Source organism: Enterobacter sichuanensis (assembly GCF_002939185.1).
In the GTDB taxonomy this organism is placed as follows: Bacteria; Pseudomonadota; Gammaproteobacteria; order Enterobacterales; family Enterobacteriaceae; genus Enterobacter; species Enterobacter sichuanensis.
The window spans coordinates 41,725-67,494 of the sequence record NZ_POVL01000010.1 but is presented as its reverse complement, the minus strand read 5'-3'; the positions used below and the strand labels follow the sequence as shown (position 1 = coordinate 67,494).

Genomic DNA, 25,770 nt, shown 5'->3' with positions numbered 1-25,770 from the left:
ATGGAAAGAGTAAACCATGCAGCAGTTACAGAACGTTATTGAGTCCGCCTTTGAGCGTCGCGCCGAGATTACCCCGGCAAATGTGGATACCGTGACCCGTGAAGCGGTAAACCAGGTGATTTCCCTGCTGGATTCCGGCGCCCTGCGCGTGGCAGAAAAAATCGACGGTCAGTGGGTCACTCATCAATGGCTGAAAAAAGCCGTGCTGCTCTCTTTCCGTATCAACGATAACCAGGTTATCGACGGAGCTGAAAGCCGCTACTTCGATAAAGTGCCGATGAAATTCGCTGACTACGACGAAGCACGTTTCCAGAAAGAAGGCTTCCGCGTGGTACCGCCAGCGGCGGTACGTCAGGGGGCATTCATCGCACGCAATACCGTGCTGATGCCATCCTACGTGAACATCGGTGCCTACGTTGACGAAGGTACGATGGTAGACACCTGGGCGACGGTCGGTTCCTGCGCGCAGATCGGTAAAAACGTTCACCTGTCCGGCGGCGTGGGCATTGGTGGTGTTCTGGAGCCACTGCAGGCTAACCCGACCATCATCGAAGACAACTGCTTCATCGGCGCGCGTTCTGAAGTAGTAGAAGGCGTGATCGTTGAAGAAGGCTCCGTGATCTCCATGGGTGTTTACATCGGTCAGAGCACCCGTATTTACGACCGCGAAACCGGCGAAGTGCATTACGGCCGCGTTCCGGCAGGCTCTGTGGTGGTCTCCGGCAACCTGCCGTCTAAAGATGGTAAATACAGCCTGTACTGTGCGGTTATCGTGAAGAAAGTGGATGCGAAAACCCGCGGTAAAGTCGGCATCAATGAGTTGCTGCGTACCATCGATTAATCGGGTATAACAAAAAGCGGGGGCAACCCCGCTTTTTTTGTATCTGAGGGTGGCGAAATTAGATTTTTTCGTTAATTATTCAAAGGTTATGTTGAGATCAAGGGTACCGCTATGTACGATAATCTGAAAAGTCTGGGCATTACCAATCCTGATGAAATTGATCGTTACAGCCTCCGTCAGGAAGCCAATAACGATATTTTGAAAATCTATTTTCACAAGGATAAAGGCGAGTTTTTCGCCAAAAGCGTGAAGTTTAAATATCCACGCCAGCGTAAGACCGTCGTTGCTGACGGCGTAGGACAGGGTTACAAAGAAGTACAGGAAATCAGCCCTAACCTGCGCTATGTGATCGATGAACTCGATCAGATCTGCCAGCGCGACCGTACTGAAGTTGATCTCAAGCGTAAGATCCTTGACGATCTGCGTCATCTGGAAAGCGTTGTCACTAACAAGATCAGCGAGATTGAAGCGGATCTTGAGAAATTAACTCGCAACAAATAAGTTGGGTGCGGCCTGATGCCCTCATCCCGGCCCTCTCCCACAGGGAGAGGGAGAAAACCATCATGTAGGCCGGGTAAGGCGAAGCCGCCACCCGGCAAAAAGCATCATCGCTGTTCATCCAACTGCAACGCCACATACAGCAGCAACCTGTCGTCGAAATTCCCCAGATCTAACCCCGTCAGTTCCGAAATCCGGTTGAGCCGATACTCCAGGGTATTGCGGTGAATAAACAGCGCCTTCGACGTTGCCAGCGGCTGCACGTTATGACGGAACCACGCCTGTAGCGTCCGGCGCAGCAGACCGTTATTGTCCATCGCTTTCAGGCGTGCCAACGGGCGCGCCAGCTCATTGGCCTGCCAGCCACCGCGCAGGCTGTCGAGCAACACCGGCAACATCAGATCCTGATAAAAGTAACTACGGCTTTCCGGCATCCGCTGTTTGCCCACCATCATGGTGGTACGTGCAGTCCGCCACGAGCGGGCGATACTGCCCGGCCCGGTAAAGTAATTTCCCAGTGCAACGCGAAAACGCAGGTGACCATTCTCCTGCATACGCGCAATCAGCTGCTCCACACGACGGCGATGATCTTCCGCATCCCAGCGACCAAACTGATTAAGCGCCGGTTTGAGCACCACCATTTCCGTCAGAGAAACAATCGCCACCAGATTATTGCGTTCCGGCGTCGCCAGCGCATTTTGCAGCTGCTGCAGCTCCGCCATCGCGCTATCCACGCCAAGCTGGCCGCTATCCACCTCAATCACCGCCACCACGCGTGGCTGGTTCAGATCGATCCCCAGACGCTGCGCCCACTCACTGAGTGCAGGAGTATGCTCTTCCGCCTGAATTAGATTCATCACCAGCTCTTCGCGCAGGCGGCTGTCCTGCGCCAGCAAGTGCATCAGGCGCGACTGCTCCAGCATCATTTCAGCCGTCATACAGACCAGCTCGCCATATTTTCGCAGAGACTCCGGTTCCCCGGTCAGGCCAATAACGCCAACAATTTCCCCTTCCAGGCGCAGCGGTAAATTAATACCCTGACGAACACCGTGAAGATGTTTCGCTACCGCATCGTCGATATCCACGACCCGCCCCTGGGAAAGCACCAGCAGCGCACCTTCGTGCAATTCCCCAATCCGTTCACGATCGCCGCTACCTATAATGCGCCCACGGGCATCCATTACGTTGATATTGGTATCGATGATGCGCATGGTGCGCGCCACAATATCCTGCGCCATTTTGGTATCAAGATGCCAGCCAGCCATGTAACCCTCCTGTGAGCAGAGCTCAAGCATAGGGGAGTTTCATTACGGTCGCATTGTGCAGATGCACAAAGCCGGGGGGAGAAGTATGGACTTGTGGAAAGGGTCACAGAAAAGAGAAAGCCCCTGCGTACAGGGGCTTAAGAGGATTACTGCATCAGCAGGTAAATAGAGGTGTCACCACGCTGGATATTGAGCGCCAGCACGGAAGGCTTGCTGTCGAGAATTTTGCGCAGTTCCGCGATGTTTTTCACCGGCTGCTGGTTAGCGCCCATGATCACATCGCCTTTCTTGAGGCCGATACGGGCTGCTGGTGAATTCGCCTTCACGTTGTTCACCACCACGCCTTTGTCTGCCCCTTTGTTGCTCATCTCGGCACCTTCAATCCCGCTGAAGATGGTACTGGAATCAACCTGATTCTGGCTGCTCTGCTGCAGTTCCAGGCTGACGTTAACCGCCTTGCCGTCGCGCAACAGGCCGAGGGTGACTTTACTGCCAATTGGCATGGAACCCACTTCCGCACGCAGGGCGGCAAAGCTGCTGATCGGTTTACCGTTCAGGGAGGTGATCACATCCCCCGCTTTAATGCCCGCTTTTGCGGCAGAGGAGTTCGGCATCACCTGGCTGACGAATGCCCCGCGCTGGGCGTCAACCTTCATCGCCTTCGCCAGTTCGGAGTTCAACTCCGTACCGAGGATACCCAGCTCACCGCGTTTCACCTGGCCATACTGCACCATCTGCGCGGTCAGGTTTTTCACCATGTTACTTGGGATCGCAAAGCCGATACCGATGTTGCCGCCGTCCGGTGCCAGGATCGCGGTATTGATACCGATCAGTTCACCGTTCAGGTTCACCAGCGCGCCGCCGGAGTTACCGCGGTTGATCGCCGCATCCGTCTGGATGAAGTTTTCATAGTTTTCGGCATTAAGGCCACTGCGCCCCAGGGCAGAGACGATACCGGAGGTCACCGTTTCACCCAGACCGAACGGGTTACCGATCGCGACGGTATAGTCGCCCACGCGCAGCGCGTCGGAGTCGGCAATCTTAATCGCCGTCAGGTTTTTCGGATCCTGAATCTGGATCAGCGCGATGTCAGAGCGCGGATCTTTACCGACCACTTTAGCGTCGAATTTACGACCATCGCTGAGCTGAACTTTAATGCTGTTAGCGTTATCAACAACGTGGTTGTTGGTCACGACGTAGCCTTTCGCTGCATCAATAATGACCCCCGAGCCAAGCGCCATGAATTTCTGTTGCTGGCCGCCGCCCTGGCTGTCATCCCCCGCGCCACCGCCCTGACAGAACGGAGAGCTCTGGAAAGGTGAACCGTCCTGGCAGAACGGCGAGTTGTCGCCAAAGAACTGCTGGAAGTTACGCGGCATGCGCGGCGTATTGACGGTCGTGCTACCCTCAACGTTAATACTCACCACCGATGGCATCACTTTTTCGAGCATCGGTGCCAGGCTTGGCATCTGCTGCGCGGTTGCTGCCGACGACGCGGTCTCGGCTGCAGTAGCAGTCAGAGGAGACAGCGCTAAACCTAAACTCAGAGCCAGTGCACTCATTGCTAATGTGGTTTTTTTCATGTTTCTCAATCTCGATTTACAGGTAACGCAAAATTGCTGTGTAACTCAGATTCATTTTATACCGCTTAGTTCCGGCGATAAGTTTATGGAAAAGGTAAAAATTTATTGGCCGTCTTTACAAAACTCCGGGGTTATTCCACCGCCATGAGCTTGCGGTATTCATCCCAGGCATACAGGTCGGTCATGCCGCTGATATAGTCCTGGATAAGACGGCAGCGATAATAATATTCCATCACCGGCCATTGAGGAGAATGGCGATCCAGCTTGCTCATCGCTTCGACATACGCCAGACGATGACGGGTAGAGAGTTTCTGATAAAGTCGCGATTCAATAGGTATTCGGCGCACGCGCTCGTGTTCCACCAACTCATTGAACTCGTCGACCGACAGCTGAAGCAACGGGGAATAAATTTCCAGTAACCCACTGATTACCCGGTAACCCTGCAGCTCTAACTGTTCAACATCCGGATGGCTGAACACATGCCGCATCGCCACATGTTTATAAAGTTCGAGCAGTTGACTGAAACTACTGTCATCCTCCAGCAGCGCATGATTGAATTCCCCGTCGAAAATCAGCGGTAAATTATCAATAAAGCGCGACGCCGCATACGGCACCAGTTTATTTAATGTATTGACCCGCAAATACATAAAGAATTGATCTTCCGTACTACGGCTTAATGTATTTGAGCGTGATTTTTCCCAGGCATTTTCGACAACCTGCGCAAACAGCGACCCTTTTTCATGGGTCCCCCACGCCGCATAAAGATGCTGATAAAGTTCCTCGACGCTGAAGATTCTTTTCTCAACGGCGTCTTCCAGATCGGCCACGCAATAGGAAATATCATCCGCAGCTTCCATAATCCAGGTCAATGGAAAGCGGCCGTTTGGCGTCAATGAGAGTTCTTTACGCAGCCGTTCAATATAGGCCTCTTCAGAAAGGTAATAACCCGGTTTTTTCATTAAATAGCTGTGGGATGCAGGCGTCTCCCCCATCCACCATGCGGGGCGGGTATATTTCAGGATGCAGCCGACCTGGGCCCAGGTCAGGTTCATACGCATCAGTGAATGGACCAGTCGGATGCCCTGTGCGTTACCCTCGAAGTGACAGAGATCCTGGCGCACTTTACGCCGCAGATCGTTCAACCCCTCTTCCCCTTCACGCAGGCGGAGATCGCCTACGATACAGCGATCATCACTGAGGGGCTGACTGACCGCATCCGAGGGGTACAGCCGTTGTTTAAACCAGTCATTAATTGCCGCCTCACCAAAGTGACCGAAAGGCGGGTTGCCGATGTCATGCATCAGACAGGCCATCTCAACAATGCTCTCGAAAGGTCCCGTCAGTTCGTCCAGACCATAGGTTTCCAGCAAACGCTGTTCTTTCAGGCGGCTCAACACCTCTTTGGCAATATAGCGCCCCACCTGCTGCACTTCCATGGAGTGGGTCAGGCGCGTGCGCACCGCAGCGTTACGCTCAAGCGGAAACACCTGGGTCTTTTGCTGCAGACGACGGATGGCGGGCGAGTTGATGATCCGTCCGCGGTCGCTTTCGAAGATACGCAGGATCTCATGTTCGCTCTTGTCGCCCTGCGGCGAACGGAAACGTCGGTGCCAGTTAATTTTGGTGCGAAAATCGATTGGTGACATGTGCTCCCCCGCCTGAGAATGCGTTTCCCCTTAACCGCATGATAGACTATGCATCTTAACAAGGCACATCGCGAGTAAATCTATGAAAATCGGCATTATTGGTGCAATGGAAGAAGAAGTTACGCTGCTGCGTGACAAAATTGAGAACCGTCAGACACTCTCTCTGGGGGGTTGTGAGATCTACACCGGCCAGCTGAACGGTGTTGACGTGGCTCTGCTGAAATCAGGCATCGGTAAAGTGGCTGCTGCGCTGGGTGCAACCCTGCTGCTTGAGCGCTGCAAGCCGGACGTGATCGTTAATACCGGCTCTGCAGGCGGCCTGGCGCCGACGCTGAAAGTGGGTGATATCGTGGTCTCCGACGAAGCGCGTTACCACGATGCAGACGTGACCGCCTTCGGCTACGAGTACGGCCAGCTCCCGGGCTGTCCGGCAGGATTCAAGGCTGACGACAAACTAATTGCCGCGGCAGAAACCTGCATTGCGGAGCTCAATCTCAACGCGGTACGCGGCCTGATTGTCAGCGGCGATGCGTTTATCAATGGCTCCGTGGGTCTGGCGAAAATTCGCCATAACTTCCCGCAGGCGGTGGCCGTTGAGATGGAAGCGACCGCGATCGCTCACGTTTGCCATAACTTCAGCGTGCCGTTCGTGGTGGTTCGCGCCATCTCAGACGTGGCTGACCAGCAGTCCCACATCAGCTTCGACGAGTTCCTTACCGTTGCGGCAAAACAGTCCACCGTGATGGTGGAACGTCTGGTGCAGACTCTGGCACGTGGCTAAACATAGCATCAGGGCGCTGGCCGCCCTGCTTCTTTTCGCACCGCTGTGGCTCTATGCGGTACCGCGTGTGATTACGCTCTCCCCCGCGAACACTGAACTGGCGTTTGCCGCCGGCATTACCCCCGTTGGTGTGAGCAGCTTTTCCGATTATCCCCCGCAGGCTGCGGGCATTGAACAGGTGGCGACCTGGCAAGGGATGAACCTTGAGCGCATCGTGGCGCTTAAACCGGATCTCGTGCTGGCCTGGCGCGGCGGCAACGCCGAGCGGCAGGTCAACCAGCTGACCTCGCTTGGCATCAGGGTGATGTGGGTTGACGCGGTGAGCATTGAACAAGTCGCGCAGGCGCTACGCGCCCTGGCTCCCTATAGCCCTACCCCCAAAAAGGCGGAAGACGCCGCCAGACAGATGCTCAGCGCCTATGCCGCGCTGAAAGCCCGCTACGACACGCCCGTGAAAAAGCGCATCTTCCTGCAGTTTGGCAGCCAGCCGCTGTTCACCACCGGAAAGGGATCGATTCAGAACCAGGTACTGGAAGTCTGTGGTGGTGAGAATATTTTTGCGGCCAGCCGCGTACCGTGGCCCCAGGTAAGCCGTGAACAGGTTCTGGCGCGCCAGCCACAGGCTATCGTCGTGGTCGGAAATGCGAGCGAGATTCCTAAAATTGAACAATTCTGGCAAAGGCAGCTAAAAATTCCGGTGATCCCGCTCAACAGCGACTGGTTTGAACGCGCCAGCCCGCGTATTATCCTCGCCGCAAAACAGCTCTGTGCCGCGCTGGCAGAGAGTCACTAACATTCGTTCGAGGATTTAACGATGCTCGTTTATTGGCTGGATATTCTTGGCACAGCCGTTTTTGCTATCTCCGGCGTCCTGCTCGCCGGAAAACTACGCATGGATCCGTTTGGCGTGCTGGTGCTGGGCGTGGTCACCGCCGTGGGAGGTGGGACTATCCGTGATATGGCGCTGGCAAATGGCCCGGTATTTTGGGTAAAAGATCCGACCGATCTGGTGGTGGCGATGGTCACCTGCCTGTTAACCATTGTGCTGGTTCGCCAGCCTCGCCGATTACCGAAATGGATACTGCCGGTACTGGATGCGGTGGGCCTGGCCGTGTTTGTCGGGATCGGCGTAAACAAGGCGTTTAATGCGGGCACCGGCCCGATGGTGGCGATCTGCATGGGCGTTTTAACCGGCGTGGGCGGCGGGATCATCCGCGACATTCTGGCGCGTGAAGTGCCAATGATCCTGCGTACTGAAATATACGCAACGGCCTGTATTGCGGGCGGCATTGTTCACGCGACCGCGTATTACACCTTTGCGATCCCACTGGAAAATGCAGCGATGCTGGGAATGGTCGTGACGCTGGTGATACGTTTAGCGGCGATACGCTGGCATCTGAAGCTGCCGACGTTTGCGCTGGATGACAGGTAAACGCAAAACGGTAACCGCAAGGTTACCGTTTTTAGTCTTTTCTCCCTCTCCCTGTGGGAGAGGGCCGGGGTGAGGGCATCAGCCCGCACCCTCTTAAATACTGAACGAAGAACCACACCCGCAGGTGCTTGTCGCATTCGGGTTGGTCACCACAAAGCGCGAACCTTCCAGACCTTCGGTATAATCCACCGAACCGCCCACCAGATATTGCAGGCTCATCGGGTCAACCACCAGCGCGACGCCCTGTTTCTCAATGGTCATATCGCCATCGTTGACCTGATCGTCAAAGGTAAAACCATACTGGAAGCCGCTGCAGCCGCCACCGGTAATATAGACACGCAGTTTCAGATCCGGATTGTCTTCGTCGGCAATCAGGGTTTTCACTTTGTTGGCTGCTGCTTCGGTAAATTCCAGCGGCACAGCTACATCATCACTCATCTTATGCTCCCATGAATACTGCTACTGCTATTGGGTAAAATTCACCCAATTCTTTGTGTCATTATCTAATACCCTGGTAATTCATTCAAGTATTCTGCGTTGCGGCCCGTTCAGCCTCTTGCTTTGCCAGAGTACGCGCAAGGAGGGTGGAGTATAGCGGTTTTCCACCCAGGAATTGGGCTAATAGTGTCGCGCCGAGACAGGTAATGATCATTGGCAAAATGAGCTGGTAATTGTCCGTCATCTCCAGCACCAGCACGATCCCGGTCAACGGCGCACGCAGGGACGCCGCCAGCAGCGCCCCCATTCCGGCAATCGCAAAGGTGCCGGCTTCCAGATGGTATGCCGGAAAACCGGCCTCGGCCGCCATGCCAAAGGCAGTGCCGAGCAGCGTTCCCAGCGCCAGCATCGGGGCGAATATCCCGCCGGGCGCACCGGAGGAAAAACAGAGCACCGTGGTGATGACACGGGAGATAAACATAAACAGCAGCAGGCCCACGCTAAAGTTCCCCGCAGCCGCAATCGGGATCAACCCGAACCCGCCGCCGGCGGCGTTCGGTTCAATAAAGCCGAGCACCCCGCACATCCCGCCCAGCAGGCCGCCCATGAGAACCCATTTGGTTGTATTCCCACCATGAATACGCTGGAACATATCCTGAGCGCGTAAAATAAAGATATTAAACAGCGGGCCCACCACGCCAAAAATCATGCCGAGGATCAGGTAAAGCCACAGCGTATTCACCGGCGCATTGGTCAGTTTCCCCACTTCTATCACCGGGCTTTCGCCATTAAAAATGCGAAAAACAATGCTCGACATAATGACGCCGGTAAAGACCGCTTTTATGGAGATCAGGTTGTAGCGGAACTGGGCGCGCATCTCTTCAATGATGAACAAAATCCCCGCCAGCGGCGCGTTGAACGCGGCTGAAAGCCCCGCTGCCGCACCGGTGGCCAGCAGCGTATGGCGCGCTTCCGCGCTGCGCATCCGAAACAGGTCCCCCACCATACGCCCGACATTCCCGCCCAGCTGTACGGTCGGTCCCTCACGTCCCAGCACCATCCCCGCACCGAGGGTTCCCATACCACCGATAAATTTCACCGGGATCACCCGCCACCAGCGCACCGGGCGTAACTCCTCCAGCGCACCTTCAATTTCCGGGATGCCAGAGCCCCCCGCCTCCTGCGCAAATTTGCGCACCAAAAAATAGCCCACCATGGCAAACAGCGCAGAGAGCCAGAATGCCCCAGCCCAGACCAGCCAGGGGTTGTCGGCGAAACCGGCTACGGTGCCCACTCGCCAGTTGAGAACGGCATTCACCGCTTTTTCAAACGCCACACCAACCAGACCCGCGAGGATACCCACCACGGCAGCGGCGAGCAGGATTGCCAGCGGCGTTTTATCGCGATTAATCAGCCGCCGGATGCTGATACGGTGTTGGGCACGTCTGAACTGCTGTTCTTCGAAAGTGGGGATATCTGCTTTCATTACCGTTTCTTTTTCGTCATACAAATAGCCGCAGGGATTTTACCAGAGTGCGTCGCGTCTTCCCGTGAAAAATACTTAACAATTGTTTAGCCGTGAAAACGGGCAAAAATTTCATTACCTTCCGCGGATCACTTAGAATAGTGTGCTTAATCATTTTATACGAACCAGGAACGACGCCATGAGCAAGTCTGAAAACCTCTACAGTGCAGCCCGCGAGCTTATTCCGGGTGGCGTGAACTCACCTGTGCGCGCCTTTACCGGCGTGGGCGGTACGCCGCTGTTTATCGAACGTGCTGACGGCGCGTATCTGTATGATGTCGATGGCAAAGCCTATATCGATTATGTCGGCTCCTGGGGCCCGATGGTGCTGGGCCACAACCACCCGGCTATCCGTAACGCGGTGATCGAAGCCGCACAGCGCGGCCTGAGCTTCGGTGCGCCAACCGAGATGGAAGTGAAAATGGCGGAGCTGGTCACCGAGCTGGTGCCCACCATGGACATGGTGCGTATGGTGAACTCCGGTACCGAAGCGACCATGAGCGCCATCCGCCTGGCGCGTGGCTTCACTGGCCGCGATAAGATCGTCAAATTTGAAGGCTGTTACCATGGTCATGCGGACTGCCTGCTGGTGAAAGCGGGCTCCGGCGCGCTGACCCTCGGCCAGCCAAACTCTCCTGGCGTACCGGCAGATTTCGCCAAACATACTCTGACCTGTACCTACAACGATCTGGCTTCCGTTCGCGCGGCATTCGAGCAGTATCCGCAGGAGATCGCCTGCATTATCGTTGAGCCTGTTGCGGGTAACATGAACTGCATCCCACCGCAGCCTGATTTCCTGCCTGGCCTGCGTGCCCTGTGCGATGAATTTGGCGCCCTGCTGATCATCGACGAAGTGATGACCGGCTTCCGCGTGGCGCTGGCGGGTGCCCAGTCTTATTATGGCGTTGAGCCAGACCTGACCTGTCTTGGCAAAATCATCGGCGGCGGCATGCCGGTCGGGGCATTTGGTGGGCGTAAGGACGTCATGGAAGCCCTGGCACCAACCGGCCCGGTCTACCAGGCAGGCACGCTCTCCGGTAACCCGATTGCGATGGCGGCAGGTTTTGCCTGCCTGAGCGAAGTGGCTCAACCAGGCATCCACGAAACCCTGACTGAGCTGACCACGCAGCTGGCAAACGGACTGCTTGATGCGGCAGAGGAAGCCGGTATTCCGCTGGTTGTGAACCACGTGGGCGGCATGTTCGGGATTTTCTTCACCGATGCGAAAACCGTGACCTGCTATCAGGACGTGGTGAAATGCGATGTCGAACGCTTCAAGCGCTTCTTCCACCTGATGCTGGAAGAAGGCGTCTACCTGGCGCCGTCAGCGTTCGAAGCGGGCTTTATGTCCGTGGCGCATAGCGAAGAAGATATCAATAACACCATCGACGCGGCGCGTAAGGTGTTTGCTAAGCTCTAAGATGTGCGGCTTGATGCCCTCACCCCAACCCTCTTCCACGGGGAGAGGGAGCAAACACTAAAACGGCAATCTAAGGATTGCCGTTTACTTTTATTACCGACTCTGCTTTCTCAACAGATAAATAAAATACGGCGCACCAATGAAGGTCGACAGCAGACCCGCCGGGATCTGATACGGGAACAGCACCATTCTTCCGCACCAGTCCGCAAACACCAGCATGACCCCGCCCGTGAGGGCTGACATCACAATATGCGGCATCGTCCGGCGGAATCCCATCATTCTCGCAATGTGCGGCGCCATTAATCCCACAAAACTCAGCGGTCCGATCGTCATGGTGGCCGTCGCCGTCAGGCACGCCGCCAGCAGCAGCAGAGCAACACGCGCTGGCGTCAGCGCCATGCCCACCGCACGCGCGGTTTCACCGCCGAGCGGCAGAATGGTCATCCAGCGACGGCACAGCGGCACCATCGCCAGCAGCACGATCATCACGATCCCGGACCAGACAACCTGGCTGCCGGTAGCACCGTACGTTGAGCCGGAAATCCAGGTCAGGATCTTCGCCATACGCGGGTCACCGCTCGCCTGCAGCATCATCAGCAGCATCGTAAACGCGGTGCTGAGCGCCATCCCGGCCAGCAGCATTCGGTGCGGAGAAAATCCGCCGCGACCGGCAGCAATGAGGATAATCATCAGCGTGGCCGCCGCACCGAGACTACCGGCAGGCATCAGCCAGGCAAACGCATTGCCCGGCACAAAGAACAGCATCAGCACCACGCCAAAGGCGGCGCCAGAGCTGATCCCGAGCACTTCCGGGCTCGCCATCGGATTGCCGGTCAGACGCTGAATGATGCACCCCGCTACCGCCAGCATCACCCCGGCGATCAGCGCAGCGAAGATACGCGGCCAGCGCCACTGCAGCAATTCGTTAAGCAACTCGCCCGTTGCCCAGTGCCAGCCCGCCGCATCGCGTCCGAAAGCGAGCGCAGTAAACGAGGCGATAACCAGCACCGCCAGACCGGCAAGGCTAAACCACAGCACCGACTGACGCTCAGCAGAGACTTTATCGCCCGCATCCATCGCCGGCGCGCTCATGCTGCGCAGACGCGGCAGCAGCCAAAGCAGAAGCGGCGCACCGATAAGCGCCGTGACCGACCCGGTAGAGACTTCCCGCCACACCCGCGCCAGCCAGAGAATCAGCTGATCGGAAAGCCAGAGGATCAGCGCCCCAATCAGCGAGGCCAGCAGCAGACGCGCCAGCAAACGACGCGCCCCGAGCATTTTCGCCAGCAGCGGGGCAAACAGGCCGATAAACCCGATGATGCCAACCGCGTTCACCAGCAGGGCACTCAATACAATCGCCAGCGTCAATGCAGCCAGGCGCGCCAGCGACAGCGCCAGCCCCAGATTACGCGCCACGCCATCATCCAGTCCCATCAGCGTCAGAGGACGCAGGAGCAACAGCGTCAGTACGGTGCCGCCGGCCAGCTGTGGCCACAGACGCTGCACGACGCTCCAGTCGGTCTGGGTGAGCGTGCCGGTACTCCACAGGAACATGCTTTGCAGCCGATCGTGGTGGAACAGCACCAGCAGCTGGTTAATCGCCCCGCAATAGAGGCTCACCACCAGCCCGGCCAGAATCAGCGTCACGGGGGAAAGGCGTTTGCCCCAGGCCACGCCAAAGACCAGCGCCCCCACCACGCACGCCCCCGCGAGTGCGGCAAACTGCGAAGCCAGCGCCCCTGGCAGGGACCACAGCGTGATGACCGTGATCCCAAGCTGTGCGCCGGTCGCGACGCCGAGCGTCGTGGGCTCCGCCAGTGGATTACGTAAAACCTGCTGGAACAGAACGCCCACCAGCCCCAAACCGGCACCCACCAGGAGCGAGATCGCCAGACGCGGCAGCAGACTGTAGTGGAACAGCATCTGCTGAATGTTATCGATATCCGGTGCGGCCAGCGCGCCGCCCCACTGTCCACGCGGCAGCGCTGCCGAGAGGTTGAACCAGGTTAATCCCAGCGCGGCGAGGAAAAGTACGGCCAAAAGCAACACAGGGAAGCGGGCGATACGCTTGCTCATGCCTTACCTCCCAGCGCGTTATCCAGCACCCGGGCAAAGTGCATGGCTGACAGCGTCGCGCCGTAGAACCAGACCGCCGGAGCGCGCTGGAAGCGCTGCTCACGCACAAACGGCATCGCCTGCCACAGCGGTGTCGCCATCAGCGTCTGCATGTCACGTTCGTTCCCGTGGTCAAAACAGAGCACATCCACATCACGAAACGCCGCCAGGCGGTCGATACCCACGGCAGTGCTGCCCCAGAACGTCATCTCCCCTTCCCAGGCATTACGGATGCCAAAACTGTCGAGCACTTCCTGGAACAGGCAGTTTTTACCAAAGACCAGCATATGGCGGGCATCCAGCAGCGTCACCATCAGCAGCGGGCGATCGCCCCGGTGCGCAAAACGCGGTTTTAACGTAGCTATCAGGTCATCAAATTCCTGAAGATGCTGTTTGGCCTCGGCCTCGCGGTTGAGGAAATGCGCCATCTCGTTAATCGAGTTTTTCGCCACGCTCAACGGTTTTTTACCGTCGCTGAATGCGAATCCGCGTCCTGGCGCAATGCGTGCCATTACCTCTTCTGATGGACCGTAGCCCGCCGACCAGAACAGGAATGACGGTTTCATTTGGGTGAGCAGCTCAAGGTTTGGTTCGGTACGCAGGCCGACGTCGATCACTGAGTCCGGCAGTTTCGGCTCATTCACCCACAGGGTGTAATTGGGAATATCCGCCACGCCGTAGGGCGTAACGCCGAGCGCCATCATCAGCTCGACCGGCAGCCACTCCAGGGCCACAATACGGTGCGGATCGACGGCGGCAGCGCGCGCCGGCGTCATTTTTAACAGCAGCGGTGAGAGCGCCATCGCCGTCAGCAGGCGGCGGCGGCTGATAAGTATGTTATTCAGCATCAGTATACAAAGCTCACCGGCGCAGCCCCGGCCGGGTGAGGCAGAATCCCCATCGGAATACCGTAAATACGTTCCAGCGTTTCACTGCGCATCAGCTCGGACGGCGAGCCCTGTGCAATCATCTCGCCACCACGTAGCGCGACAAGGTAGTCACAATAACGCGCGGCCATATTGATATCATGCAGGACCGCAATCACCGTCAGACCCCGCTGCTGACTTAAGCGATGCACCAGCGCCAGCACGTCGACCTGGTGGGCAATATCCAGCGCGGAGGTCGGCTCGTCGAGCAGCAGGCAGCGGCTGTCCTGCGCCACCAGCATCGCAATCCACGCGCGCTGACGCTCTCCGCCGGAGAGGCTATCCACCAGCCGGTGCGCCAGTGGTTTTAGTCCCACCAGCGCAATCGCCTCTTCCACTTTCTCCCTGTCGGCGACGCCGAAGCGCCCCAGCGCGCCATGCCAGGGATAACGCCCAATGGCCACCAGCTCGCGTACCGTCATCCCTTCCGCCTGCGGCAGCTGCTGCGGCAGATAGGCCACTTTACGCGCGAAGGCTTTACTGCTCCAGCTCTCCAGCGGTTGGTTGTCCAGCAGAATGTCGCCTTCTGAAGGCGGCTGATGACGGCCCAGCATTTTGAGCAGTGTGGATTTACCGGAGCCGTTGTGACCAATCAGGCCCGTGACTTTACCAGCCGGAAACGTCAGAGAGAGCGGATGCAGCAGCGTGCGTCCGGGTACGCGAAAGGAGAGATGGTTGAGCGTAAAGGTGGTGTCGGGTTGCGTTTGATTATCCTGCATATCAGCCAACTTAAATAAAAAGGGCACGGCGAACCGTGCCCAAAGAGCGGTTAGAAGCGGAAGGTCGCGGTGGCAACAACCTGACGTTCAGCACCCCAGAAGCAACCGTAGGTGTTGAAGCAGCTGGCAACGTACTCACGATCGAACAGGTTATTCACGTGCAGCGCCACGTTCGAACCAGCCATACCAACGCGAGCCAGATCGTATCGGACCAGCGCATCGACGACGGTATAACTGCCCACTTTGAAGGAGTTCGCCGCATCGCCATAGCTTGAACCGGTATAACGCACGCCGGTACCCAACGTCAGGCCGGAAAGCGCGCCATCAAAGAGGGTGTAATCCCCCCACAACGATGCCATATGTTTCGGTACCTGTGCAGGCGTGTTGCCTTTGTAATTGGTATCGGTGGTGTATTCCGCATCGGTGTAGGTATAGGAGCCAACAACGTTAACGCTCGCAGACAGCGCAGCTTTCGCTTCCAGCTCTACGCCACGGGCACGGATTTCACCGCCCTCAACCGAGAAGATGGAGCCCGCCGGGTCCGCCATCAGGTTGTTGGTTTTGGTTAACTGGTACAACGCACCGGTGACGACAATCGGACGATCGTCCGGAACGTATTTCACCCCCGCTTCGTACTGCTTGCCTTTAGACGGAGAGAAGAGTTTACCCTGAGCATCAGTCTGCGAAGCCGGTTCAAACGATTCGCTGTAGCTAAAGTACGGGGTTACGCCGTTATCAAACAGGTAGTTAACACCGCCACGCCAGGTAAACTGGGTGTCATCACGTTTGGACGTGGTATTGAACACACGGTTATAGGACTCCTGATCGGCCCAGTCATAACGGCCGCCCAACGTGACCAGCACTTTATCCCACTGCGCCTGATCCTGAACATAAAGACCGGTCTGTTTCTGGCGGTTCAGGACCTGGTAAGGACCTGAGTTAGCCGGATCTTTTGCACCGAAATCAAAATCGCTGTTCACAGGATGATAAAGATCCAGCAGCGGAACCGAGTCGTCATAACCGAACCAGGAGTTGATGTCATTCCGCATGCGCATAAAGTCAACGCCGGTCAGCAGAATGTGATCCACCTCGCCAGTAGCGAATTTGCTTTGCAGCTGAGTATCAACGGTGAAGTTCTGCAGTTTTTCATTATCGACAACGTATTTACGCGCCAGATAATGCCCTTTATCAGCAGGGGACAGCGCCGCACACTGTTTGTTGCCTGCATTCGCCGGATCGGTGCAGACGCCATAACCGTAAACACTGTTTTGCGAGGTTTTATTCTCGGCAAAGCGCAGGTTCTGGCGCACGGTAAAGGTATCGTTGAATTCGTGGTCGAAGCTATATCCCACCATTTTCTGGTTACGGGAATAGGTATTGTTCTTCGCGCCTTCGTTGAAGTCAGTCGGCAGACGATCGCCGTTTGGCAACGGATCGACCGTCCCCTCTTTCGGTAACCAGCCGTAGTAACCTGTTTCAGGCTCGTTCTGGAAATAAGAGAGGAACGTAAAGGTCGTCTTCTCATCAGGACGCCAGGAGAAAGATGGCGCGATGGCATAACGCTGCTCTTCTGCACGCTCCTGCTGAGCGTTATTAGAGCGCGCTACACCCGTTAAGCGATAAGAGTAAACGCCGTCGTCGTCGATGGCATCACTAAAATCAAACCCGGTCTGGAACAGGCTATCCGTACCTACTTTGAACTGGATCTCTTTCAGCGGCTCGGTGGTTGGGCGCTTACTTACCATATTCAGCAAGCCACCAGGGCTGCTTTTGCCATACAGAACGGAAACCGGACCGCGCATGATCTCGGCCCGCTCCAGCATATAAGGGTCAATCACCGCGTCGTTATAGAAATTCCCCTGCATTTTCATGCCATCGAGGTAGTTATTTTGTGTCTGACCATCGGCCGCAAAGCCACGGATAATCAAATAGTCATAGGTGTTGGATGCACCACGGGTGCCTACCGCAACGCCTGGCGTGTAACTCAGAGCTTCTTTAACCGAGCGCGGCTGATGCAGCGCCATCTCTTCAGCTGTTACTACAGAAATTGACTGCGGTACCTTTTGGATGGGGGTATCCGTTTTGGTCCCGGTCGCGGATTGTCTCGCTGCGATGGTTGCAGCAGGACCCCAGGCACTCTCCTGTGCCGCTGGTGCTGCGGTTACCGTAATGGTTTCTTCTTTTTTCGGGGTTTCGGCAGCATGAGTATAAGCCGACATGCCGGCAACCGCTGTGGCGACGACGACCGCGATTTTACGCAGCGACGTATTTATTGGCTGAGCAGTATTGGAAAGCGCCATGGTGTATCTCTGATGGAAAAGTGAATGATAACGTAAACGAGAATTATTATTATGACCGCAGCATAATAGGCGAAACGTTGGCTGCAAAGCAAGCAGTACGCGGCCCTACGAGAATTAAGGGTTTAAGAAATAACCAGGAGAAAATGAAGGGTTAATCAGTATTAAAAAGAGGGTTAAAAAAATGGGGGGAATGGGTAAAAAAAATCCCCCCTTGCGGGGGGACCTGAGGCGGTTAGTTACCGCCGAACATATCTTTAATCCAGCCTGCGACACCGTCGCTGTCTTTCTTCTCATTCTGCTGCTGCGGCTGTTGCTGCTGCGGCTGCTGTGGCTGAGAAGACTGCTCAAACGGGTTACCCGTTGGCTGTTCTGGCTGGCTTTGCTGGCACAGCGAGTCCGGGTTTGTGGTCCAGACGGGTAGCGTGCGCATCCCGCCGCCACAGACGAAGTTACCGGAACTGTCCACGCCCATATCGACGATGTCTTCCGGCGCAACCAGGTTCAGCGGAACCGGAGACTGATTAGCCAGATAGCGCTGGTAAATCGACATCGCCCCGCTCGCACCGTACAGTTTAGTCGGCTGGTTATTATCGCGGCCTACCCAGGTGATCACCACTTCACGCCCATCAATACCGGCGAACCAGGTATCAACGTTGTTGTTGGTGGTCCCGGTTTTACCCGCCAGATGCAGACCCGGATACTTCGCTCCCAGCTGACGCCCGGTGCCGCGCTGCACAACCTGCTGCATCGTCCACAGCGTCATATAGGCAGCCTGAGCAGGAACGGCACGCTCCGCCTGCGGGAAGCTCTGATACAGCACAGAGCCATCCTCGGCAATCACCGAACGCAGCGCTGACAGCGGTGCACGGTTACCGCCGCTGGCAATGGTCTGGAACGCCTGCGCCACTTCGATCGGCGTCAGGTTAAGCGCACCAAGGATCATCGCAGGCACCGGATGCAGCTGATCTTTCGACACGCCGAGTTTCTGCCAGGTGTCGACAATGGCCGGCAGGCCCAGCGACATCCCCAGATTGACCGTTGGCACGTTCATGGAGCGCGTTAACGCATCCACCAGCATCACCTGGCCGCTGAACTGTTTATCATCGTTCTGCGGTGACCAGACCTGGCCGTTAGGCTGACGCAGGGAGATCGGCGCATCCGCAATCCAGGTATTCAGGCGATACTGATTTGGCTGACTCAGGGCAGTGAGATAGGTCGCCGGTTTTGCCAGAGAACCGATCGAGCGACGCGCCTGCATGGCACGGTTGTAACCCGCAAACTGCGGCTCAGCCCCGCCCACCATCGCGCGAACTTCACCGCTGTTACGGTCAACCACCACCATCGCGGTTTCAAGATCGGAGAGCTTACGCTGTTTCTTCAGTGCCGGAATGCCTTCCACCGCCGCTTTTTCTGCCGCATCCTGCGCCACGGAGTCGAAGGTGGTGAAGATCTTCACGCCGGAAAGATCTTTCACTTTATCACCCAGCTTGCTCTGCAACTCCTGACGCACCAGCTGCATAAACGCCGGCTGAGGCGAGATCACCCCACCGCGCGGCTGAACGCCCAGCGGACGCGCGCTCAGCATGTCGTACAGCTCCTGGTCAATCACCTGCTGTTGCTGCAGCAGACGCAGTACCAGGTTACGACGTTCCAGCGCAAGTTTCGGGTTACGCCAAGGGTTGTAGATGGACGCCCCTTTCACCATGCCCACCAGCAGCGCCTGCTGGTCAAGACTTAGCTCTTCGACCGGACGACCAAAGTAATACAGACTCGCCAGCGGGAAGCCGCGGATTTCGTTATCGCCGCTCTGACCGAGGTACACCTCGTTCATGTACAGCTCAAGGATACGATCCTTGCTGTAGCGCGCATCCATCAGCACGGCCATGTACGCTTCGTTAGCTTTACGCCAGTAAGAGCGTTCGCTGGAGAGGAACAGGTTCTTGACCAGCTGCTGAGTAAGGGTACTTGCCCCCTGCACGGTACGCCCCGCCGTGAGGTTAGCCAGAACCGCACGGCCAATCGAGTAGAGGCTGATGCCATCGTGCTCGTAGAAGTGACGGTCTTCGGTTGCCAGCAGGGTGTCCACCAGCAGATCCGGGAAGCCATTACGCGCCACAAACAGACGCTGTTCGCCGTTTGCTGATGAGAGCATGGTGATCAGACGGGGATCGAGACGGAAGAAACCGAACTGACGGTTGTTATCCATGTTCTCAATGGTATCCAGACGATCGCCGTCAAAGGTCAGACGCGCGCGCACCTGCCCCTCTTTGCTGTCCGGGAAGTCAAACGGACGGCGGATCATCTCAATGCTGTTTGCCTGCACGGTAAATTCGCCAGGCCGCGTCATTTTCGATACCTGGCGATACTGCGTGGCTTCCAGCAGTTTGACCATCTCGTTCTTACTGATGGACATATCCGGCTCAAGGTTCACCATACGGCCATACACCGCCGCAGGTAACTGCCAGACTTTACCGTCGATACGGCTGCGGATCTTCTGATCCAGATACACGCCGTAGATCGCCATCAGCACAACAAAAACAATAAACAGCTTCAGCAGCAGCCAGAACCAGCCGCGTTTGCCCCGAGGCTTACGCCCTTTGCCTTTTCCTTTGCGCGGCATCGGTTCTTCATCCTCATAATCGTCTTCATAGTCATCGTCATAGTCCTCATCTCTGAGGCGACGACGGCTTACCTTTTCTTTCGCCGGACGCGTTGGTCTTCCCTTACGTCCTATTGGCTCGCGGTCATTCCCCGCCATGCTTTTTCTCCGCAACTTTCAGGCGCAAAGGCCCGATTCTCTTTTCTTCCACCGGTCTGTGAAAGAAGAAATCTCTCAAAATTTGTTTTCTCCCTCTCCCCGTGGGAGAGGGCCGGGGTGAGGGCATCAGGCCGCACTGTCCAGGCCGCACTCCCCTCTTTCCCCTGCATCACGAATACTTCTTCGTCCGCCGCGTCGGCGCCGTATTCGCTGGATCGTCAGGCCAGACGTGTTTAGGGTAGCGCCCCTTCATCTCTTTTTGCACTTCACGGTAGCTCCCCGCCCAGAACGCCCCCAGATCGCGGGTGATCTGCAGCGGACGATGCGCGGGCGACAACAGCTCAAGCACCACCGGAACACGCCCTTCGGCGATGGACGGCGTGGTCGCCTCCCCAAACATCTCCTGCATCCGTACCGCCAGCGCCGGCGGATTATCCTCGTGATAACGAATGGCAATCCGACTGCCGGTCGGCACAGTGTAATGCCCTGGCAGTTCACTATCCAGACGTTGACGTAATGACCAGTCGAGTAAATTCTGTAACGCGACCTTAACATCAAGCGCTTTCAGCGCCCGAAGCGAGTGTACACCGCTCATTTGCGGCAGTAGCCAGGTTTCCAGCGATGCAAGCAACGTGTCATCATCCACCGCCGGCCAGGCATATTCTGGCAGCCAGCGCGCGGCGCAGTGCAGACGAATACGGTACTGTTCAGCCTCCGGTGTCCAGTTCAGAACACCTAATCCTTTTTCCCGAATGCCGTTCAGCATCGCCAGATGCAGTTCCTCTTCCGACGGCTTTGCCAGCGGCTTCGTCCCGAGAGTCAGTTTACCTATCTGACTGCGACGAAATGCCTTCAGCGTGCCCTGCGCATCATCCCACTCTACGATGTCGGACTGCTGGAGCAGCTGCGGGCACGCGCGGGTCAGGGTGTCAATATCCACGGCTATCGCCTGCAAAATCCGCGCATCCGGGGAGTGGCTTCCCTGCAGCAACAGCGGTGCGTTCAGCCACTCATGACGCGTCAGGGCGTCATCGCTGTCCAGCATCGCGCCCATACCGTTTGCCAGCTGGTAGCGACCATCCAGCCCGCGCCGACGGGCAATCCGGTCCGGAAACGCCTGCGCCAGAAGCCGGGGGATACTCTCACTGTCTGGCACGCCGCCGCGGCTGTTAAGCCGCTTACACAGCTGCTGCGCCCGCTGCTGCCAGTTTCCCTGATTGCGCGAAAAGGCCTGCGCCAGATCGCTGCTGCCTCCGCGTGGCGGCTCCTCAAGGATAGCGGACAGTTTCGCGGCCGTAGCGATTTCATCATCCCCCTTTGCCGCCACCAGCATGGCGGCCAGCCGGGGCTCGTTCCCCAGCGCGGCCATTTTTTGCCCGCGGGAGGATAAACGCTCACCGTCCAGGGCGCCAAGCTGAGTCAGTAAAGCCCGCGCAGCGGCAAGGTTCACGGCTGGCAGAGGATTAAGCCAGGTCAGCTGAGCGGGGTCCGGGCAGCCCCATTGCAGCAGTTCCATCACCAGTCCGGACAGATCGCTTTGTAAAATTTCCGGCGTACTTTGTTGTGCCGCGCGTTCAGCCTGCTCCGCGCTGGTCAAATGCAGGCAGATACCCGGCTCAAGACGTCCCGCACGGCCCGCGCGCTGTACCATCGACGCCTGGCTAATACGCTGCGTCAGAAGCTTAGTCAGCCCGGTACGCGGGTCAAAACTGGCCACTCTCTCCTGGGCGCTGTCCACCACCAGGCGAATCCCTTCAATGGTCAAACTGGTTTCAGCAATATTGGTCGCCAGCACCACCTTACGCTGTCCCGCAGGCGCGGGCAGGATCGCTTTACGCTGTTCGGCCAGCGACAACGCACCGTAGAGCGGGCACAGCAGGACATCGCTGCTTACGCGGGAGGTCAGCTGTTCCTGCACGCGCTGGATCTCTCCCACGCCGGGTAAGAACAACAGCAGCGAGCCGGGTTCCTGACGCAGCAGTTCTGCGGTTGCGATGGCCACGGCCTCATCAAAACGCTGATGCGCGGGCAGCGGCTGGTAGCGCCGCTCGACCGGGAATGCGCGTCCCTCCGAGCTAATGACCGGCGCGTGCGGCAACGCCTGCTGCAGACGTTCGTTGTCCAGCGTCGCCGACATGATGAGCAATCGAAGATCGTCGCGCAGCCCCTGCTGCACGTCCAGCAAGAGCGCCAGGGCCAGATCCGCCTGCAGGCTGCGCTCGTGGAATTCATCCAGGATCACCAGCCCGACGCCGGTCAGCTCCGGATCGTTTTGCAGCATGCGGGTGAGGATCCCTTCGGTCACCACCTCAAGCCGCGTGGACGGCCCCACGCAGGTTTCGGCGCGCATGCGGTACCCCACCGTCTCGCCCGGTTTTTCGTCCAGCAGTTCCGCCAGGCGCTGCGCCACGTTGCGTGCGGCCAGCCTGCGCGGCTCCAGCAGGATAATTTTCCCGCTGATACTGCCCTCTCTCAGGATCTGTAGCGGCAGCCAGGTGGACTTCCCCGCGCCCGTAGGGGCATTTAGCAAAACCTGCGGGGCATGGTGTAAGGCAGCGAGAAGCTCAGGAAGGACGACGGCGACCGGCAATGAGGACACGAACAGCTCCAGAGGGTTAACATTAGTCGGCGTACATTGTAGCATCGGCGCATATCATTACCGAGTCCCCCTTATGCCTGAGTCGAAACGGCTGTTTTTTGCCATTGAATTACCCGCCCCCCTTCAGCGTCAAATTGTACGCTGGCGCGCTGAACACTTTCCGCCGGAAGCTGGCCGCCCTGTCGCAGCGGCTAACCTGCACCTGACGCTGGCCTATCTGGGGGACGTCAGCGCCGAAAAACAGCGGGCATTAGCCGCCATGGCCGGGCGTATTACCCAGCCGGCATTTACGCTGCACCTCGACGACGCGGGTCAGTGGCTGCGTTCGCGCGTGCTCTGGCTGGGGACGCGCCAGCCGCCGCGCGGGTTATTGCAACTGGCGAATATGCTGCGCGCACAGGCGGCGCGCAGCGGCTGTTATCAGAGTCCGCAGCCGTTTCATCCGCATATCACCTTGCTGCGCGATGCCGGCCAGGCCGTTGCCATCCCGCCGCCGGGTTTTCACTGGGCTTTTCCGGTCAATGAATTCGTGCTTTACGAATCCGTCTTTGCACAGGGACGCACCCGCTATACGCCGCTCCAGCGCTGGACGCTGGGCAACACCGAAAGGAATTCTGATGAAGTTTAGTCCTCCCCTGCAGCATGCCACGCTTGTCCAGCGCTACAAACGCTTCCTTGCCGACGTGATTACGCCAGAAGGCGTAGCGCTCACCCTGCATTGCCCCAATACGGGTGCCATGACGGGGTGCGCGACGCCGGGTGACACGGTCTGGTATTCCACGTCAGAAAATACGAAACGCAAATATGCCCATACCTGGGAAATGACTGAAACGCAAAATGGGGCATTTATTTGTGTGAATACCCTGCGCGCCAATCAGCTGGTAAAGGAAGCGCTGACTCTGGGAACCCTTCCCGAACTGGTGGGTTATGGCACGCATAAAAGCGAAGTGAAGTATGGCGATGAAAGCAGCAGAATTGACTTCATGTTACAGGCGGAAGACAGGCCTGAGTGCTATATTGAAGTAAAATCAGTGACGTTAGCGGAACAGGAAAATGGCTACTTCCCGGATGCGGTAACGCTACGTGGCCAGAAGCATCTGCGAGAGCTAATGAGTGTTGCGGCGGCGGGCAAACGCGCCGTGTTGCTGTTTGCGGTATTGCATTCAGCCATTGAACGGTTCTCCCCTGCCCGCCATATTGATCCTAAATACGCGCAATTGTTGAATGAGGCACAAAAGCAGGGGGTAGAGGTTTTAGCTTATAAAGCGGAACTTTCTGCCGATAATATGACTCTGAGATCCTCTCTTCCCATTGTCTTATAAGGGATTAGGCGATTGATGATTAAGTGTTCTGGCCGCGTGCGCAAATACGCTTTTCCTCACAGGCTTGTCAAGTGTTACGTTTAGATAATTGCCATACGGAAAAGCATCTGCTATTTATAGCGACCTGATTTTTCCCCCAACACGGGGATCGATAGTGCGTGTTAAGGAGAAGCAACATGCAAGAAGGGCAAAACCGTAAAACATCGTCCCTGAGTATTCTCGCCATCGCTGGGGTGGAGCCGTATCAAGAGAAGCCGGGCGAAGAGTATATGAACGAAGCCCAGCTGTCGCACTTCAAGCGTATTCTTGAAGCATGGCGTAATCAACTCAGGGATGAAGTCGATCGCACCGTTACTCATATGCAGGATGAAGCTGCTAACTTCCCGGATCCGGTAGACCGTGCCGCTCAGGAAGAAGAGTTCAGCCTCGAACTGCGTAACCGTGACCGCGAACGCAAACTGATCAAAAAGATCGAGAAAACGCTGAAAAAAGTCGAAGACGAAGATTTTGGCTACTGCGAATCCTGCGGTGTTGAAATTGGTATTCGTCGCCTGGAAGCGCGTCCAACCGCCGATCTGTGCATCGACTGTAAAACGCTGGCCGAAATCCGCGAAAAACAGATGGCCGGTTAATACCAGCGCTGTTTACACACTCCAAAGGCGGGAGTCTCTCCCGCCTTGTTACTGTTGATATGTCTGAATCACACTATATTGGGCGCTTTGCGCCATCTCCCTCCGGTGAATTACACTTCGGCTCATTAATTGCCGCGCTCGGCAGCTACCTGCAGGCTCGCGCCAGCCAGGGCAAATGGCTCGTTCGCATTGAAGATATTGACCCCCCGCGTGAAGTTCCCGGTGCAGCAGAAACCATTCTGCGTCAGCTGGAACATTACGGTCTTCACTGGGATGACGAGGTTCTCTGGCAGTCAACACGTCACGACGCTTATCGGGAACGCCTTGCCTGGCTAAGCGCTCAGGGGCTTTCCTATAACTGCACCTGCACCCGCGCGCGTATCCAGAGCGTGGGAGGCGTCTATGACGGCCACTGCCGCACGCGTAATCTTCCTCCAGAGAATGCCGCCGTGCGCATCAGGCAGCGCGCCCCGGTGACGCGGTTTAACGATTTACTCTCCGGCGAGATCTTCGCCGATGCGCGTCTTGCCGCTGAGGATTTTATTATTCACCGTCGTGATGGCCTTTTTGCCTATAACCTGGCCGTGGTGGTGGACGATCATTTTCAGGGCATAACGGAAATTGTGCGCGGGGCGGACCTGGTCGAGCCTACCGTGCGACAAATCTCGCTTTATCACCAGTTTGGCTGGACGGCGCCGGATTACATTCATCTGCCGCTGGCGGTCAACGAGCAGGGCTGTAAGCTGTCAAAGCAGAATCACGCCCCAGCCCTGCCAGACGGCGATCCGCGGCCTGTTTTGATCGACGCGCTGCGATTTCTCAACCAGAATGTAACCAACGAATGGCAGGATCTGCGTATTGACGAACTGCTGAAAATGGCCGTCACCAACTGGACGCTCAGGGATGTGCCAAAAATCCAGCATTCTCAAATGCGTTGCGCTGAGCTATGATTAGCCGCTTTTTTCATAAC

General features: G+C 56.9%; 21 protein-coding genes. 10 read left to right on the top strand and 11 right to left on the bottom strand.

Annotation, left to right across the window (positions count from 1 at the left end; genetic code table 11):
- Positions 1-16: 16 nt before the first annotated feature.
- Positions 17-841 (top strand): 2,3,4,5-tetrahydropyridine-2,6-dicarboxylate N-succinyltransferase, encoded by an 825-nt coding sequence (gene dapD, locus C5687_RS06895; RefSeq protein WP_008501915.1) that lies wholly within the window; start codon positions 17-19, stop codon positions 839-841.
- A 111-nt stretch (positions 842-952) separates the two neighbouring features.
- On the top strand, positions 953-1,342 hold the full coding sequence (locus C5687_RS06890) for a DUF3461 family protein (RefSeq protein ID WP_008501916.1): 390 nt from the start codon (positions 953-955) through the stop codon (positions 1,340-1,342).
- 104 nt (positions 1,343-1,446) lie between these two features.
- On the opposite strand, the gene cdaR is transcribed toward C5687_RS06890, so the two are convergent.
- The 3 genes from cdaR to dgt all read right to left on the bottom strand — a co-directional run bounded on the left by cdaR (position 1,447) and on the right by dgt (position 5,833).
- Positions 1,447-2,604: a DNA-binding transcriptional regulator CdaR gene (gene cdaR, locus C5687_RS06885; RefSeq protein ID WP_025756814.1), complete on the bottom strand. Its 1,158-nt coding sequence runs from the start codon at positions 2,602-2,604 to the stop codon at positions 1,447-1,449.
- A 146-nt stretch (positions 2,605-2,750) separates the two neighbouring features.
- Positions 2,751-4,187: a serine endoprotease DegP gene (degP, locus tag C5687_RS06880; RefSeq protein ID WP_025756813.1), complete on the bottom strand. Its 1,437-nt coding sequence runs from the start codon at positions 4,185-4,187 to the stop codon at positions 2,751-2,753.
- Between the two features lie 131 nt (positions 4,188-4,318).
- Positions 4,319-5,833, bottom strand: a complete 1,515-nt coding sequence (gene dgt, locus C5687_RS06875) for a dGTPase (protein WP_104556639.1) — start codon at positions 5,831-5,833, stop codon at positions 4,319-4,321.
- Positions 5,834-5,915: 82 nt separating this feature from the next.
- Here dgt and mtnN point away from each other — a divergent pair, with 82 nt between their 5' ends.
- From mtnN to C5687_RS06860, 3 genes are read left to right on the top strand one after another with little or no spacing between them, the layout of a single operon-like run.
- Complete coding sequence (gene mtnN / locus C5687_RS06870) at positions 5,916-6,614, top strand: 5'-methylthioadenosine/S-adenosylhomocysteine nucleosidase (RefSeq protein WP_025756811.1); 699 nt, start codon at positions 5,916-5,918, stop codon at positions 6,612-6,614.
- A complete protein-coding gene (gene btuF / locus C5687_RS06865) occupies positions 6,607-7,407 on the top strand; it encodes a vitamin B12 ABC transporter substrate-binding protein BtuF (protein ID WP_047957781.1) in 801 nt (266 codons plus the stop codon). The genes mtnN and btuF overlap by 8 nt, the downstream gene beginning before the upstream one ends.
- Before the next feature lie 21 nt (positions 7,408-7,428).
- Positions 7,429-8,046, top strand: a complete 618-nt coding sequence (locus C5687_RS06860; protein WP_025756809.1) for a TRIC cation channel family protein — start codon at positions 7,429-7,431, stop codon at positions 8,044-8,046.
- Between the two features lie 93 nt (positions 8,047-8,139).
- Here C5687_RS06860 and erpA read toward each other — a convergent pair whose 3' ends face one another.
- Both erpA and clcA read right to left on the bottom strand, forming a co-directional pair.
- The gene (gene erpA / locus C5687_RS06855) at positions 8,140-8,484 is read right to left on the bottom strand and encodes an iron-sulfur cluster insertion protein ErpA (RefSeq protein ID WP_008501923.1); all 345 of its coding nucleotides are present in this window, start codon (positions 8,482-8,484) and stop codon (positions 8,140-8,142) included.
- Between the two features lie 85 nt (positions 8,485-8,569).
- Entirely contained in the window at positions 8,570-9,970 is a 1,401-nt protein-coding gene (clcA, locus tag C5687_RS06850) for a H(+)/Cl(-) exchange transporter ClcA (RefSeq protein WP_104556638.1), read from the bottom strand.
- Positions 9,971-10,148: 178 nt separating this feature from the next.
- Here clcA and hemL point away from each other — a divergent pair, with 178 nt between their 5' ends.
- Complete coding sequence (gene hemL / locus C5687_RS06845; protein ID WP_059385830.1) at positions 10,149-11,429, top strand: glutamate-1-semialdehyde 2,1-aminomutase; 1,281 nt, start codon at positions 10,149-10,151, stop codon at positions 11,427-11,429.
- A 93-nt stretch (positions 11,430-11,522) separates the two neighbouring features.
- Here the strand turns inward: hemL and fhuB are convergent, their stop codons facing one another.
- From fhuB to hrpB, 6 genes are all read right to left on the bottom strand, one after another.
- On the bottom strand, positions 11,523-13,505 hold the full coding sequence (fhuB, locus tag C5687_RS06840; protein WP_095451920.1) for a Fe(3+)-hydroxamate ABC transporter permease FhuB: 1,983 nt from the start codon (positions 13,503-13,505) through the stop codon (positions 11,523-11,525).
- Entirely contained in the window at positions 13,502-14,392 is an 891-nt protein-coding gene (fhuD, locus tag C5687_RS06835; protein ID WP_045285870.1) for a Fe(3+)-hydroxamate ABC transporter substrate-binding protein FhuD, read from the bottom strand. Before fhuD ends, fhuB begins: the two co-directional genes overlap by 4 nt.
- On the bottom strand, positions 14,392-15,189 hold the full coding sequence (gene fhuC / locus C5687_RS06830; protein WP_045285869.1) for a Fe3+-hydroxamate ABC transporter ATP-binding protein FhuC: 798 nt from the start codon (positions 15,187-15,189) through the stop codon (positions 14,392-14,394). Before fhuC ends, fhuD begins: the two co-directional genes overlap by 1 nt.
- 50 nt (positions 15,190-15,239) lie before the next feature.
- Positions 15,240-17,489 (bottom strand): ferrichrome porin FhuA, encoded by a 2,250-nt coding sequence (gene fhuA, locus C5687_RS06825; RefSeq protein ID WP_025756803.1) that lies wholly within the window; start codon positions 17,487-17,489, stop codon positions 15,240-15,242.
- Between the two features lie 232 nt (positions 17,490-17,721).
- A complete protein-coding gene (gene mrcB / locus C5687_RS06820) occupies positions 17,722-20,247 on the bottom strand; it encodes a bifunctional glycosyl transferase/transpeptidase (RefSeq protein ID WP_025756802.1) in 2,526 nt (841 codons plus the stop codon).
- Between the two features lie 169 nt (positions 20,248-20,416).
- Complete coding sequence (gene hrpB / locus C5687_RS06815; protein WP_104556637.1) at positions 20,417-22,846, bottom strand: ATP-dependent helicase HrpB; 2,430 nt, start codon at positions 22,844-22,846, stop codon at positions 20,417-20,419.
- A gap of 73 nt (positions 22,847-22,919) precedes the next feature.
- On the opposite strand from hrpB, the gene thpR reads away from it, so the two are divergent.
- The 4 genes from thpR (at position 22,920) to gluQRS (ending at position 25,750) form a co-directional block, all read left to right on the top strand.
- Positions 22,920-23,474: an RNA 2',3'-cyclic phosphodiesterase gene (gene thpR, locus C5687_RS06810; RefSeq protein WP_104556636.1), complete on the top strand. Its 555-nt coding sequence runs from the start codon at positions 22,920-22,922 to the stop codon at positions 23,472-23,474.
- Positions 23,464-24,168 (top strand): DNA/RNA nuclease SfsA, encoded by a 705-nt coding sequence (gene sfsA, locus C5687_RS06805; protein ID WP_025756800.1) that lies wholly within the window; start codon positions 23,464-23,466, stop codon positions 24,166-24,168. Before thpR ends, sfsA begins: the two co-directional genes overlap by 11 nt.
- A 176-nt stretch (positions 24,169-24,344) precedes the next feature.
- The gene (gene dksA, locus C5687_RS06800; RefSeq protein ID WP_001155232.1) at positions 24,345-24,800 is read left to right on the top strand and encodes an RNA polymerase-binding protein DksA; all 456 of its coding nucleotides are present in this window, start codon (positions 24,345-24,347) and stop codon (positions 24,798-24,800) included.
- Positions 24,801-24,859: 59 nt separating this feature from the next.
- Positions 24,860-25,750: a tRNA glutamyl-Q(34) synthetase GluQRS gene (gluQRS, locus tag C5687_RS06795; RefSeq protein WP_104556635.1), complete on the top strand. Its 891-nt coding sequence runs from the start codon at positions 24,860-24,862 to the stop codon at positions 25,748-25,750.
- Positions 25,751-25,770: the final 20 nt, after the last annotated feature.

Coding starts and splice junctions, on each gene's coding strand:
- fhuB (WP_095451920.1), bottom strand. CDS start 13,505: ATGAGCAAGCGTATCGCCCGCTTCCCTGTGTTGCTTTTGGCCGTACTT.
- cdaR (WP_025756814.1), bottom strand. CDS start 2,604: ATGGCTGGCTGGCATCTTGATACCAAAATGGCGCAGGATATTGTGGCG.
- dgt (WP_104556639.1), bottom strand. CDS start 5,833: ATGTCACCAATCGATTTTCGCACCAAAATTAACTGGCACCGACGTTTC.
- sfsA (WP_025756800.1), top strand. CDS start 23,464: ATGAAGTTTAGTCCTCCCCTGCAGCATGCCACGCTTGTCCAGCGCTAC.
- hemL (WP_059385830.1), top strand. CDS start 10,149: ATGAGCAAGTCTGAAAACCTCTACAGTGCAGCCCGCGAGCTTATTCCG.
- fhuC (WP_045285869.1), bottom strand. CDS start 15,189: ATGCAGGATAATCAAACGCAACCCGACACCACCTTTACGCTCAACCAT.
- dapD (WP_008501915.1), top strand. CDS start 17: ATGCAGCAGTTACAGAACGTTATTGAGTCCGCCTTTGAGCGTCGCGCC.
- thpR (WP_104556636.1), top strand. CDS start 22,920: ATGCCTGAGTCGAAACGGCTGTTTTTTGCCATTGAATTACCCGCCCCC.
- mrcB (WP_025756802.1), bottom strand. CDS start 20,247: ATGGCGGGGAATGACCGCGAGCCAATAGGACGTAAGGGAAGACCAACG.
- C5687_RS06860 (WP_025756809.1), top strand. CDS start 7,429: ATGCTCGTTTATTGGCTGGATATTCTTGGCACAGCCGTTTTTGCTATC.
- erpA (WP_008501923.1), bottom strand. CDS start 8,484: ATGAGTGATGATGTAGCTGTGCCGCTGGAATTTACCGAAGCAGCAGCC.
- C5687_RS06890 (WP_008501916.1), top strand. CDS start 953: ATGTACGATAATCTGAAAAGTCTGGGCATTACCAATCCTGATGAAATT.
- gluQRS (WP_104556635.1), top strand. CDS start 24,860: ATGTCTGAATCACACTATATTGGGCGCTTTGCGCCATCTCCCTCCGGT.
- clcA (WP_104556638.1), bottom strand. CDS start 9,970: ATGAAAGCAGATATCCCCACTTTCGAAGAACAGCAGTTCAGACGTGCC.
- mtnN (WP_025756811.1), top strand. CDS start 5,916: ATGAAAATCGGCATTATTGGTGCAATGGAAGAAGAAGTTACGCTGCTG.
- dksA (WP_001155232.1), top strand. CDS start 24,345: ATGCAAGAAGGGCAAAACCGTAAAACATCGTCCCTGAGTATTCTCGCC.
- fhuA (WP_025756803.1), bottom strand. CDS start 17,489: ATGGCGCTTTCCAATACTGCTCAGCCAATAAATACGTCGCTGCGTAAA.
- degP (WP_025756813.1), bottom strand. CDS start 4,187: ATGAAAAAAACCACATTAGCAATGAGTGCACTGGCTCTGAGTTTAGGT.
- fhuD (WP_045285870.1), bottom strand. CDS start 14,392: ATGCTGAATAACATACTTATCAGCCGCCGCCGCCTGCTGACGGCGATG.